Origin of the sequence: Methanomicrobium mobile BP, from assembly GCF_000711215.1 — an archaeon.
Lineage (GTDB): Archaea > Halobacteriota > Methanomicrobia > Methanomicrobiales > Methanomicrobiaceae > Methanomicrobium > Methanomicrobium mobile.
The window spans coordinates 17,422-30,479 of sequence record NZ_JOMF01000004.1 but is presented as its reverse complement, the minus strand read 5'-3'; the positions used below and the strand labels follow the sequence as shown (position 1 = coordinate 30,479).

At 50.3% G+C, this 13,058-nt stretch carries 13 protein-coding genes; 8 read left to right on the top strand and 5 right to left on the bottom strand.

All coding sequences use genetic code 11. The features are described from left to right. Window positions 1–77 precede the first annotated feature (77 nt). Window positions 78–911, bottom strand: coding sequence for a formate dehydrogenase accessory sulfurtransferase FdhD (fdhD, locus tag T502_RS00160; RefSeq protein ID WP_052358905.1), 834 nt, complete (start codon window positions 909–911; stop codon window positions 78–80). A gap of 26 nt (window positions 912–937) precedes the next feature. Continuing rightward, window positions 938–1,300, bottom strand: coding sequence for a DUF1894 domain-containing protein (locus T502_RS00155; RefSeq protein ID WP_157197424.1), 363 nt, complete (start codon window positions 1,298–1,300; stop codon window positions 938–940). A gap of 237 nt (window positions 1,301–1,537) precedes the next feature. Here T502_RS00155 and T502_RS00150 point away from each other — a divergent pair, with 237 nt between their 5' ends. From T502_RS00150 to T502_RS00130, 5 genes are all read left to right on the top strand, one after another. Beyond that, on the top strand, window positions 1,538–2,689 hold the full coding sequence (locus T502_RS00150) for an LL-diaminopimelate aminotransferase (RefSeq protein ID WP_042705096.1): 1,152 nt from the start codon (window positions 1,538–1,540) through the stop codon (window positions 2,687–2,689). Then, window positions 2,686–3,981, top strand: coding sequence for a diaminopimelate decarboxylase (gene lysA / locus T502_RS00145; RefSeq protein ID WP_042705095.1), 1,296 nt, complete (start codon window positions 2,686–2,688; stop codon window positions 3,979–3,981). Before T502_RS00150 ends, lysA begins: the two co-directional genes overlap by 4 nt. 247 nt (window positions 3,982–4,228) lie before the next feature. Then, window positions 4,229–5,908: a hypothetical protein gene (locus T502_RS00140; protein WP_042705094.1), complete on the top strand. Its 1,680-nt coding sequence runs from the start codon at window positions 4,229–4,231 to the stop codon at window positions 5,906–5,908. Window positions 5,909–6,076: 168 nt separating this feature from the next. Beyond that, window positions 6,077–7,051, top strand: a complete 975-nt coding sequence (gene radA, locus T502_RS00135) for a DNA repair and recombination protein RadA (RefSeq protein WP_042705093.1) — start codon at window positions 6,077–6,079, stop codon at window positions 7,049–7,051. An 18-nt stretch (window positions 7,052–7,069) separates the two neighbouring features. Then, window positions 7,070–7,795, top strand: a complete 726-nt coding sequence (locus T502_RS00130; RefSeq protein ID WP_052358903.1) for a phosphoglycolate phosphatase — start codon at window positions 7,070–7,072, stop codon at window positions 7,793–7,795. A 152-nt stretch (window positions 7,796–7,947) separates the two neighbouring features. Here T502_RS00130 and T502_RS00125 read toward each other — a convergent pair whose 3' ends face one another. Both T502_RS00125 and T502_RS00120 read right to left on the bottom strand, forming a co-directional pair. Next, window positions 7,948–8,199, bottom strand: coding sequence for a PRC-barrel domain-containing protein (locus tag T502_RS00125; protein ID WP_042705092.1), 252 nt, complete (start codon window positions 8,197–8,199; stop codon window positions 7,948–7,950). A 152-nt stretch (window positions 8,200–8,351) separates the two neighbouring features. Beyond that, window positions 8,352–9,236, bottom strand: coding sequence for a CBS domain-containing protein (locus T502_RS00120; protein WP_042705091.1), 885 nt, complete (start codon window positions 9,234–9,236; stop codon window positions 8,352–8,354). Window positions 9,237–9,281: 45 nt separating this feature from the next. Between T502_RS00120 and T502_RS00115 the strand changes: the two genes are divergently transcribed. After that, entirely contained in the window at window positions 9,282–10,259 is a 978-nt protein-coding gene (locus T502_RS00115) for an NOG1 family protein (RefSeq protein WP_042705090.1), read from the top strand. Here the strand turns inward: T502_RS00115 and T502_RS00110 are convergent. Beyond that, window positions 10,192–11,205 carry a presenilin family intramembrane aspartyl protease PSH gene (locus T502_RS00110; RefSeq protein WP_084172894.1) on the bottom strand — a complete coding sequence of 338 codons (1,014 nt, stop codon included), beginning with the start codon at window positions 11,203–11,205 and terminating at the stop codon, window positions 10,192–10,194. The genes T502_RS00115 and T502_RS00110 overlap by 68 nt on opposite strands. Window positions 11,206–11,484: 279 nt before the next feature. On the opposite strand from T502_RS00110, the gene T502_RS00105 reads away from it, so the two are divergent. Both T502_RS00105 and fen read left to right on the top strand, forming a co-directional pair. Beyond that, window positions 11,485–11,799 carry a hypothetical protein gene (locus tag T502_RS00105; RefSeq protein ID WP_042705089.1) on the top strand — a complete coding sequence of 105 codons (315 nt, stop codon included), beginning with the start codon at window positions 11,485–11,487 and terminating at the stop codon, window positions 11,797–11,799. A gap of 248 nt (window positions 11,800–12,047) precedes the next feature. After that, on the top strand, window positions 12,048–13,052 hold the full coding sequence (gene fen, locus T502_RS00100; RefSeq protein ID WP_042705088.1) for a flap endonuclease-1: 1,005 nt from the start codon (window positions 12,048–12,050) through the stop codon (window positions 13,050–13,052). The last annotated feature ends 6 nt before the right edge of the window (window positions 13,053–13,058 follow it).

Sequence of the window (13,058 nt, the reverse complement as noted above, 5' to 3'; positions counted from 1 at the left end):
AAAAGCCAAAAAAATTCAAAAAATCCAAAAAAGAAAAAAAGTTACGGTAATTGTTCACTGATTATATTGACACTGATTTATTGATCCGTCTTCACTCCGCGAACTCTCTGCGGATTGGAATATACGGTAAAGCGCTCTCCTCTGGCAAAACAGATGAGGGTAATGCCCGACTCCCTTGCAAGTCTTATGCCGTCGGCAGTGGATGCGGCTTTTGATATGATAATAGGAATTCCCGCATTCATGCATTTTTTGACCATGCCGTAGGGCTGGCGTCCCGTGCATCCGAGGAAGCACTTATTCAGGTCAATGCCGTTTAAGATTGCACTTCCGACGACCTTGTCGACCGTGTTGTGCCTGCCGACATCGGTCATGACCGCGACAATCTCTCCGCCTTCGCGGAACAGAACCGAGCAGTGAACGCCGCCGGTCTTCACCCAGAGATCCGAGATAATCTCCTTGGTCGCACGGTATATGTCATCGATACCTATCGCAATATCGGATTCGATTACATGCGGCGCTTTGACGGTCGCAATTGCCTTTCTCTTTGAAGCGGTCGCCGCGTCTGCGTATTCGACACCCCCCGATGTGCCCGTCTGAGTCGCCGCCGTCTTGTTCTGAATCTTTCTGAAATTTTCTGTCACGGAATCGGAGGTGACGTAAACCGTGTTTGTATTTCCGTCGGTGTGCACGGATTTGACATCCTTACACAGACCTTCGGTGATGACGTAACCCGCGCCCAGTTCGTCCAGATTGCTGCTTGTTGCCACCTGAGAGGTGACCGTAACGCCGTTTAAAAGAACAGTGACCTGATCCTCCAAAGCGGTCAGGTCTTCGATATTTTCCGATTTGCCGCCGGTGACTTTGACCGCGTCGATGAATTCCGCGGCACCGGCATAATTTTCGTCTGTCATGAAGTTCCCAATAGTATTGGGAAACTTCAGAACTTAACTAATTTGCTGTTCGCTCTGATGTATGCGAAATCATCGTCGGTAGCCTTTATTTTCATGAGATATATGCCGAAACACGGCTTGTGGAAGTAGAAGACAATCTCCTTCTTCTTTATTTTAAGTCCAAGATATACGGGCGGCACTCCCAAAATCGCAATGCCTTTCAGCTGGAATCCTTCGTGGAGCTCGTATATCTCGGCAGTATTCTTCTTGAGATATTCCAGTGCATCCTCCTGCGTGGTCTTCTCCTTTAAAACCTCGGCACGCAGTTTATTAACGCAACGGTTCTGGATAAAATCGCCGTTCTTGTCTTTTAACAGGGGGCTGTCTTTATTCGGAATCTCTTTTTTCATAATACTTAGAGATTGACACTTACGTTTATGTATTTTTGTATGCTTACATCACGATTTTCCGGATGAATGGGGATTTTTGTGATGAATAGGGATTATCGGATATATCCGCAGAACGTGCGGCGACGGCGACTATTGCAACGGGGACTACTGAAACGGTCTTCGGTTATGGCGGAAGATTATTTCTACCTGAATATAATCCTTAAGATTATCTGATAGCAGATACAACATGTAGGTAACATGTATGCAAAGCGTCTTGACAATCTTCCGCCATATCTCTTTGCTCAGATTGACAAACTGAAATCCGAGAAGAGAGCACAGGGCATTGATATAATTGATCTGGGCGTCGGAGATCCCGATCTGCCGACACCGTCGCACATTGTGGACTCACTCTGTGAAGCCGCACGTGACCCGTCAACCCACCACTATCCGGACTACACGGGTATGCTCGAATACCGCGAGGCAGTCGCGACATGGTACAAGAGGAGATTCAATGTCTCTCTCGATGCAAAGACCGAAGTCCTCGCACTTATCGGCTCTAAAGAGGGCATTGCCCATGTCCCCGAGGCATTTGTCAACCCGGGCGACGTCGTTCTGGCAACCGACCCCGGATATCCCGTATATAAGACATCGACGCTCTTTGCCGAGGGAAAACTTCACGAACTTCCGCTCACCGAAGAGAACAACTTCCTTCCGGACCTTGACGCAATTCCGAAGGATGTCCTGAAGAAAGCAAAACTTCTCTTCTTCGGATATCCGAACAACCCGACTGCCGCAACGGCACCGATGTCCTTCTTCGAAGAGGTTGTCGAGTTCGCAAAAGAGAACAATATAGTCGTCGTCCACGACAATGCCTACTCGGAGATTGCATTCGACGGCTACAAAGCCCCGTCCTTCCTTCAGGTCGACGGCGCAAAAGAGGTCGGCATGGAGATGCACTCCCTCTCAAAGACCTACAATATGACAGGCTGGAGACTCGGAATGGCGGTCGGCGGTGAGGAAGTCATCGCGGGACTGGGCAGAATCAAGACAAATATCGATTCGGGCGCTTTCAATGCAATTCAGAGGGCGGGAATAACCGCTCTTACATCCTCGCAGCAGTGTGTCGCCGATTCCTGCAAGATCTATCAGGAAAGGCGCGACGTGCTAGTAAGCGGTCTTAAGAGCCTCGGTTTCGATGTGCCGACTCCGAAAGCAACATTTTATGTATGGATGAGAGTAAATGACAGCATGAAGTTTGCCGAAAAGATGCTCAACGAAGCAGGCATTGTCGTGACACCCGGCGTCGGTTTCGGAAAGAACGGAGACGGCTACGTGAGATTCGCAATCACCCGCGACGTGTCGAGGATCAAAGAGGCAATCGACCGCATGGGGAGGCTTAATTTCGAATGACACTTCCGGAACACCTTACAATTCATGAAGGGCACCTGTATATCGGAATGCATGACTGCAACGATCTTGCAAAGGAGTACGGGACACCCGTATATGTGACAGACGAAGAAAAACTCAGGCAGAACTTTATCCGCTACAATGATGCGCTTAAAGCCCATTATAGCGACGTTCAGCTTCTCTACGCCGCAAAGGCGAACGGAAATCTCTCGATCCTGAAAATATTCGCCTCACTCGGTGCGGGTGCGGACGTATTCTCGTCCGGAGAACTGCATCTGGCGCTTCTTGCGGGAATCCCGCCCGAGAAGCTTCTCTTCAACGGCAGTTCGAAGACGCACGACGATCTCAGGGTTGCCGTCGAGAAGGGCGTGCGCATATCTCTGGATTCCTTCGATGAGTTAAAGCAGCTGGATAAGATTGCGGGCGAACTCGGAAGGATTGTCGAGGTCTCGTTCAGAGTCAACCCTGCAATCGATGTGCCGACACACCCCAAGATTGCGACTGGTCTTGCCACAAGCAAGTTCGGTATTCCCGCGGACCAGATAGTCGATGCTTACAGAGCGGCGCTGGAGTGCGAGAACGTCGACCCCGTGGGCATGCACTGCCATATCGGTTCGCAGATACTTGACGTGACTCCGTTTGTCAAGGAGATGGAGGTTCTCTTGAAGGTCGCGGGCGAGATCACAAAGATGGGCGTTCACTTAAAGTTCATAGACATCGGCGGCGGTCTCGGTATTGCCTACGACCACGAGAAAGAGGTTGCTCCGACACCGAAGGAGTATGCGGATGCGGTTATGCCCGTCTTTATCGCGGGTATACAGAAACTCGGAATAAAGCCGCAGTTATGGGTTGAGCCCGGCAGAAACCTCGTCGGCGACACGACGATTCTTCTGACAAGAGTGAACTCGGTCAAGACCTCGCACAAGAAGTTCGTCAATGTGGATGCGGGTTTCAACCTGCTCATAAGACCGGCGATGTACGGCTCGCACCACGATGTGATTGCGGTCGGCAAGGCGGATGAGGAGAAGACCGAGGAGTATACGGTTACCGGTCCGATCTGTGAGACGGGCGATATCCTCGCCGAGAACAGGAAGCTTCCGGAGCTTGAGAGCGGAGATGTCCTTGCCATTCTTGATACGGGTGCATACGGTTATTCCATGGCTTCGCAGTATAACTGCCGCCCGCGCTGTCCCGAGGTTATGATCTTCGAGGATCGCCACGGCATTATGAGAAGAGGGGAGAGCGTCGTCGATATCGTCAATACGATGAAGAGACTCCCGTGGCATGAGAAATAAGGCTCAAACAGGCTGAAATAAGGCTGAAATATGCCTTGAAATTCAATTTTATTTTTTAGCACATCGTTTCTTTATCGTCAATTTGTCGTTCACTTTGTTGTTCACTTTATCGTTTTCTTTATCATTCACTGTATCGTCACTTTTTTATGAAGGCTCCTGCCGTCTGCGGTTCTTAATCAATCTCGATTAATTCTCAATCAATTATCAATTAATCAAAGATATATCAAATCAGGTCTTACAGATTTATATGCGGGCATACCATGCACTTGTCGACGATCTTCTGACCTGGGAGGAGTTTGAGGCGAAAGTAGGTGCCGTATGTCAAAAGGAGAACGATGAGGATGCCGAGACCGAGGCGGCAAGGTCGGTTGCCGAAAGCCTCGGGCGCCTTCATGTGAAGATCGCGGATCTGAAGAGGGGACCCACGCTCTGCTCTTTTTTCTGTAAGGTTATCGAGAAAGGCGATATCATACGTTTTGACAGAGATTCCGAGGCGGGTGCGCATTCGTATCTTGACCCGGATGACGATCTCTTCGTCACGGAATCGCCGGATGCCGAGCCGCCCGGGCTTTTAAGGCGTGTGCTTGTCGGCGACGAGACGGGGGAGGCTGTTCTGGTATTTCGGGACATGAAGGTTCACGGGACGCAGGATATCCGCGTCGGCGACGTGCTTGAGGTTGCGGCACGTTTCCGAGGTCTTTCAAATGTCATCGCCGTCGATCTTCAGGAGGCGGATAAGGGAATTGACGTATGCCTCCGAAAGTCGGGGATGAAGACGCTTAGGCCGCAGAATCTTAGGGTAAAGATTCTCTCGCTTGAGGATGGGGATTATCCCGGTGCCGATAATATCGGGAATGCGCCGCGGCGTCGTTTTTCGGATGCGTATGTGTGGGTGATTGACGGACATGTTTCCCCATCGGCGAAAGGTGCCGGTTCCGAAGCGGAGCCCGGGGTCACGGGCAATGTGAATTGTTTTGCAAGGATTCGCGTCTTCGGTGACGCCGTTGCGGCGACCCTGAGGGAAGCGGGCGAGGGTGCGGTTGTTGAACTTTGCGGCATAACGCGGAGACCGTCGCGGTTTGTGCATTTCAATGCCGGCGATGAATCCTCGGTGACCGTATGCCGTCCCGCCGATGACGATATTCTCTTTTCAAAAGATTTCGTACCGGCGGAGGTCCCGTTTGAGAGGCTTGCGGATTTACCCGATGATTCGGGTGAGATCTCTGTAAGCGTGAGAGTGGAGGGTGCGGGGCATGTCGCTTCGTATCTGCGCCCGCCGCGTAAGCAGAGAAGAAGGGGCTTTGGTGACGCGGGTTACGGTTCGGATGCGGCGAATGTGGAATCCGAATCTGCGGGCGGCGCGGTCGATGACATTTACAGGCAGGAGAATATCTTCAGAGTCCGCAGATGCATTGTCTCCGATGCTTCCGAAAGATCGGGGATTTCCGCGCGTCTGGTTCTCTGGGGCAGGCAGGCGGAGATCCCTGTTTCAAACGGCGATATTGTGCGTGTTTACAACTGCAGTATCAGGAATGCGGACCTGACGGATACCCGCGGCGATTTGAAAAACGCGGCGGTTGATTCGGGATTTGAGATTCATGCCGGCGGCAATTCCTGCGTGAAGATCATGCACGGCGACGGCGGATACGGGGAGATCTCCGGCGTCATCATGGAATTTCCGGAAGGGCTATGCATTATTGAATCGGGCAGCGGGGATAGGTATACTGTCGTGGCGCAGGAGAAGGCACAGGAGGCTGTCCTCCCGCAATTTGCCGGATGCGGCGAGGTGAGGATATCGGGAAGAATCGCGGGGCATGTCATCCGCGCCGTCTTGGTAAATCCCGTCTCACGAGGTGTGTCGGATGTAATAAAGCGGCTTGAAAACCTTGAGAATAAGCTCGGATTCGATGATGACATCTCAGAGTGATGAAATCTAATCTGTTGAGTATGGTAGGTTATTTCGTAATTCGGGAGTCTATTCCGCGGAATTGCAACCGTGTCCGATCGCAAAAAATCACTTTCGCACCGCACGGTGTACTCCTTTATACCACGGGATGCAACTAAGATGTAAGAATGTTCGTTAGAGGTTAAAGAAATGTCAGAACATGAGATAGAAGATTTACCCGGAGTCGGTCCGACAACTGCCGATAAACTCAGAGACAGCGGTTACTGCACGATTGAGAGCATTGCAACCGCATCGTATGTTGATCTTGCGGAAGATGCCGAGATAGGCGAGGCTACCGCAAAGAAGATGATCAAGGAAGCCAGAAAGATGGCTGATATCGGCGGTTTCCGTACCGGCATTGCCGTTTTGGAAGAGAGAAAAGAAGTCCGAAAGTTAAGTACGCTCGTTCCCGAGTTAGACGAGTTGATGGGCGGCGGACTTGAGACAATGAGTATCATTGAGTTCTACGGCGAATTCGGTTCGGGAAAAAGTCAGATATCTCATCAGATGGCTGTAAACGCACAGTTGCCCTACGAGGTCGGCGGACTTCAGGGCTCGGTCATTTACGTCGATACCGAAAACACATTCAGACCCGAGAGAATCAGACAGATGGTCGAAGGTCTTGAAGTAGACTGCGAGGTGCCGCCGGTGGAGGACTTCCTTGAGCACATCCATGTCGCCGAAGCATTCACATCCGATCACCAGATGCTTCTTATCGACAATATAAGGGAGCTTGCCGCCGAACTCAAAGACACGGACAGACCCGTGAAACTGATAATCGTCGATTCTCTGATGGCTCATTTCCGTGCCGAGTATGCGGGACGCGGAACACTCTCCGCACGCCAGCAGAAACTCAACAAATACATGTACGACCTGGCAAAGGTCGCCAAGGAGTTCAATTCGGTCATCATCGTCACCAACCAGGTACAGTCAAACCCCGCTGTATTCTTCGGCGATCCGACAAAGCCTACCGGAGGTAATATCGTAGGACACGCATCCAAGTTCAGAGTTTACCTGCGGAAGAGCAAAGGCGGAAAGAGAGTGGCGAAACTTGTCGACAGTCCCGATCAGCCGGAAGGCGAGGCGGCATTCTCCGTTGAAATGGCAGGTCTTAAGTCTGTCTGAGTTGAACCATAAATACAGATGATAATCTCAAAACCCCCCTCCTCTTTTTCACCGCGTGCACTTATCTGCGACATTGACGGCACTCTTACCGATATCTCGCGCAGAATCGATCTGGAAGCCGTCGCCGCAATAAGAACTCTTGTCGATAGCGGCATTCCCGTGGTTCTTGCAAGCGGCAACACGGTCTGTGCGATGACTTTTCTGTGCAAGATGATAGGCACGGACGGTACCATAATCTCGGAGAACGGCGGCGTATACCGTGTGGGATATCTTGGCGAACTTCAGGTCTGCGGCAATCACGAAGCCTGTAAAGCGGCACTCTCAAGGGTAAAGGACTACTTTGAGGCGAACGATATCCGTCTTAATCTTTACAGTCCCGAGTATCGTTTTGCGGACATAGCGTTTGAGAAAACAATCGATGCTTCGACAGTCCGAGATCTGGTAAAGGACCTGCCGGTTCACATCCTCGATTCCGATTACGCCCTCCATATCCAGTCCGGCGATCTGAATAAAGGAACGGCATTCATGGAGGTCGCCCGTGAGATCTCGATTCCGGTAAGCGAGTTTCTGGCAATCGGCGATTCCTCAAACGACATCGAGATGATAAAGTGCGCAGGTCTGGGCGTATCGGTAGGTCCCGACAATGCTCCGCTTGCCCGATATGCGGGATATGTAAGCAAAGAGAAATACGGGCGCGGTTTTTGCGAGAGCGTGAAGAAGTTTTTCCCGACGCTGTTTGAATGATATTTTGAAAGTTAAATGGACGAAATGGGTGAAATGAACAAAATACGCCAAAACACTCAAAAATACGCCAAAATACACCAAAATACGCCAAAATAGTATCAAATAAAACAGCGTTTAAAAAATGCGGGTTTTGATTGGATTTAAACAGTTTTTTACTGCTTGGAAAGATAGCGGTCAACCACAATATAATCTCTTATATCTCTGACTGCCTCGAAAGGAATCATGAGTCTGTCGCCGTCAACCGTGTAACCGGTTGCGTCGAATCCGGCATCGGGTCTTACAACAAGACTGTCGACCTGACCGGAATCAAGATCAACCATGATGTTTCTTATTGTGCCGATAACCATTCCGTCTGTGCTCATGACCTTTTTCTTTGAGAGACTTCGGGAGAATGTACTTTTCATATTTTATGATTGTGTAAATTATAGTATATAAGGACTTGTAAAAAATCTCCGCATTTTCTCACGCGTCAGACATTTCATGGACGATTCGGGGCGTCATATCGCGTATTTCCGGCATATGCGCAGATGTAAAAATATGTATACGGGTTTAGGACTTAAAGCGCCGGAAACACCTTGATTATGTCCGATTGTGTCAGAATGCCTGCGGGCTTGCCGTTTTCCATAATTATGACGCGACCGATCTGCTGCTCTTTGAACTGCTTGATCACTTCATATAGGTGAATCTCGGGCGATACAATGATGACATTGTTCGTCATATAGCGCTCCACCTTCGCATCTATCGCCTGCTCGCGATCGATCCCCCGTATCAGATCGCTTAAGGTGATAATTCCCACCATCTTCTCGTTATCGACATCCATGACCGGAGCGCCGTGAATCTTCTTCTCATTGAAGAGTTTTATCGCGGTACGCAGGGTATCGTTGCGCTTCAGTGTTATCACCGGTGAACTCATGTAGTAGCGTATCTGCTTCTTCGGAAGCGAAATTATCTCGGCAATCGTTATCAGAAGCTGCTGGGAAACCTCGTCTTTGCCGTAGATCTCGCCTTTGACCAGGAGACGGTTGACGGGCGAGGGACCCACCGTTACCTCATCGCCTATCTCGAAGGACTTCACACTGCCGATGAGCTTTATCACCGCATGGCAGAGGTCGGGGTGACAAAGGGTCGTAAAATCGATCTCCGCGACATTGACGCCCTCGCAGCGCTCGCAGTTCCTCTGAATCGGAACGCTGTATTCTCTCTCGTAGTCGGTAAGGTTCAGTTCCTTGTAAGCCGCGGATGTCGGAGTATAACCGCCTTTGGGTCCCGGAACGCCGTCAACGAGTCCGAGCACCTTGAGTGCCTGCATCTGATTTCTGACCGTTCCCGGATTGCGTTTAAGGACCTCGGCAATCCCCTCCCCTTTTATTGCCGCGGATTTCTGATGATAAAGGGTGATTAGGGTTATCAGGATATCTTTCTGAATCAGGGATAATTCCATATGGATATTTGAGTATGTAAAACCTAAATAATATATGGGTTTTCCATGGAATTTGAAAAGATACCGACAATACCTACCGCCGATGAGATCCTCGACAGGTCGCTGAGGCGCGCGGCAAAAAACAAGAAATTAAAAACTAACCGGGACCTCGCCAATGAAGATTTCATCCGCTCCGTCTACAGTTCGGTCTATGACAAACTCATGGACAGCGTCCAGAAATTCCCGAATTTCGATGAACTCTCCCCGTTTTATACCGATATCGTAAACCTGCTCTTCAGCATCGATAAGATAAAGCACTCCCTCGGAGCAATTCAGTGGGCAGGCGAGAAGGTAAGGGAGGTCGGCGGCATGTATGCGAGGCAGATGAGGGGAGCGCCGGATACGAACGCGCTCAGAAAGCAGGCAACCGCAAGAATCGCCTCGATAGTCCAGCAGGTCGATAACGACCTGAAATATCTCAACGAAGCCAGAAATGTCCTTAGAAAACTCCCCGATATAAGACCCGACGAGTTTACGGTCGTGGTTGCCGGTTATCCGAACGTCGGTAAATCCTCATTCATCAATCTCGTTTCCTCGGCGACATCGGAGGTTGCGGGCTACGCATTCACGACAAAGCGCATAATTGTCGGTCATCACGAGGTCGGACGCGACAGGATTCAGATCGTCGATACCCCGGGAATACTTGACCGTCCCGTCGAGGAGAGAAACGATATCGAGCAGCAGGCACTCTCGGCAATCACGAATGTCGCGGATATGATACTTTTCATAGTGGACGCCAGCGAATGCTGCGGATACTCGCTCGAAGACCAGTTAAAGCTCATGGAAGGCATAAAAGAGATAACCGAAGGCGTGCCTCTCGAGGTTGTAATCAATAAATCGGATATGAAAGGGCTTGAGGGATACCGCAATATGTCAACGGCGACAAGAGAGGGCGTAAACGATATCGTTGCCCTTCTCAGAGAATACCTTGCATCCAGTCCCAAGAACCTGACAGCGCGCAACCAACCAGAAAACCAATTATAACGCCGCCGTTAAGGGTGGGGAGACCCGCCTGGGCGTTCCCTTTTGCAACGAAGTATAAGAGAACCGCAAGTCCGCAGAGCGAGCCTATGATTGCGGTCAACACCGGCAGGCTGACTCCGAAGGCAATCGCGGGTGCGTCAACGAAGATAAATGCCGAGACCACGAGAATCGACGGCATAATCAGGTCGCCCATACCCATCATGAAAGCGCCGCGCTCCGTCTTGTCCTTCTTTATCTCAAGACCTTCTCTGATATAGGAATAATTCATTTTTTTCGGCACAACTACGAGAATCGGCGCTTTTGTGCTGATAATGCTCTCCGCGAGCGTAAGCATGTGTTTTGTCTTGTAGACCGAGATTGCGTCGTAGACCGCAAGGAGAACGAGGAGCAGGATAACCGGCATTATCTCAAAGGAGATGCCAAATATTGCCGCGGTTCCCGCGCATATGATCGTTCCGAGTATGTCTATGACATACCATTCGGGATATTTGTAGAGTAAGACTACGGCAAGCACAGCGACGACTATCGCCGCTATGTCGGTCAGAAGTTTCGCGTCGCAGAAGAGGGCGAAGATTGCCGCAAATATGTATACAAGCACCAGAAGGATGGATCCGGCAATAATCCACGAGAGTATCTTTTTGCCCCTGTATTTAATGAGCAGGAGCATTGCGGCGGTAAAGAGCAGCAGAATCGCGATGAAAAAGATCGTGTTCTCGAAGGCATCGGGATCCTCGAATGCGGTGTACCCCGCGCTGTTCATTATCGGTGCCATGGTTAAGGCAATTGCCTGAACCGCGATCATCATCACCCCCATTGCAATGAAGGGGATGTAATCCTTAAAGGTCTTCTTTGATGCATACGCCGGCGTATCCGCGGTCACGACTTCTCCCCCCGTTGCACCTTCCGCGGCGCAGTTTTTTGTATCCGGCGTTGATTCACTCGACATTAATTCCCCGATTGCTGCTGTATAATTTTCCCGTTATTTCCGATTACTCTGCTATTACTGTGTTGATTGCGCAATAATTGTTTATTTCGGCTTATATAAATATTGGATACAACTCCGTACGTTCCTCTTATCTCCGATAATTTCCGGTCAGCCCCGATAATTTCAGGTTACGGATTATGGTTACGTATTTTTTTATCCCGCCGTTGCCCGTGTTGCCGCGGGCGGCTCCCCGCGAAAAATAATAGTTAGATTAATATGCGTATCTCTGTATTTTTAATCATGGATGATTATGACAACCGCAAGGACATAGTATTCGCAATTATCCTCGTCATCTCTACTCTTGCCATGGTCGTAAGGCTCTGGCAGGACTGGATAGTTGCGGTTTCCACCGGATTTATGATGCTCTCGTTAGCCTGCCTCATTCTTTCGTTATGCAAAAAGATCGAGAGTCTGGAGAAGACAATCGCCGCACGCGAGAGAACCATGAGGATAAATCTCGATGCCGTAACTCAGAGCGTGAACAAGAGATGCGACGATATGGCAAACGATGTCGAGGTAGTTATAGACACGCTCTCGCGCCGCGTCTATCGCTGATATCATCGATATCGCCGATACAGCCGAAAGTGCCGAAAGCACCGAAAATAGCGAAAATGCCGTAAGAACTGAAAGCACTGAATTCACCGAATGCACCGAATGCATAGAATGCACAGAATGCAACGAAAGTCGCGGAAATATTGCGTGCGACATGGTATTGACATTTCGGATTGACAGTTCGGGTTGACTATCGGATTGGCAGATCTATTGCAAATACATATTGACAAATATCTTATTTTGGGGATAAAATGGGCGTTTCTTTACGTGAAATACTGACGGACTACAAAAAACCGGCATCACCCGCCGACCTTGCAAAGACATGTGCGGTTGACGGCAACAATGCGCTGTATCAGTTTGTGACCACCATACGCCAGCCCGACGGGACGCCGCTTATGGACAATCAGGGCAGAATCACCTCGCATCTCTCGGGTCTCTTCTTCCGCGTCACCAATTTCCTTGAGTCCGGGATGCGCCCGATATTTATCTTCGACGGCAAACCGCCGGAGATGAAGCAGGTCACGATAGAGGCACGCCGCGAGCTGAGGGATGAGGCGGCGGCATCCTACAAAGAGGCTATCGCGGCGGGGGATCTTGAGGCGGCGTCGAAATACGCACGTTCGGCATCGCGGCTTGACGCCGAGACCTTTTCGAGTTCGCAGAAACTTCTGACCCTTATGGGCATTCCGTGGTTTGTTGCGCCCAGCGAAGGCGAGGCACAGGCGGCGGTGATGGCGCAGAAGGGCGATGTCGCCTTCTCGATATCGCAGGACTACGACTCTCTGCTCTTCGGCACTCCGAGGCTCGTGCGCAATATGACGGTAAGCCGTAAGAGAAAGGTTCACGGGCGCACAATCTCGGTGAATCCCGAGATAATCACGCTCTCCGAGCTCTTAAGCGGGCTTAAGATAACGCGTGAGAACTTAATCGAGATGGGTATCCTGATTGGCACGGATTTCAACGACGGCATAAAGGGAATAGGTCCCAAGAAGGCGCTCAAGATCGTCCGCGACGGCGCTTTCGATAAGACAATAAAGGAGAACTGCCCGAATCTCGACTGTGAAGAGATAATGAAATTCTTCTTAAATCCGCCGTACAGCAGTGACTACAGACTGAACTGGAAAGATCCCGATACCGAGGGTATTCTCTCGTATCTCTGCGAGGACTACGAGTTCTCGCGCACGAGGATTGAGGCAATACTCGAGAAACTGAATAAAGGAAAAGGTCAGAAGACCCTTGATCAGTGGTTCGGATAGCCTGCG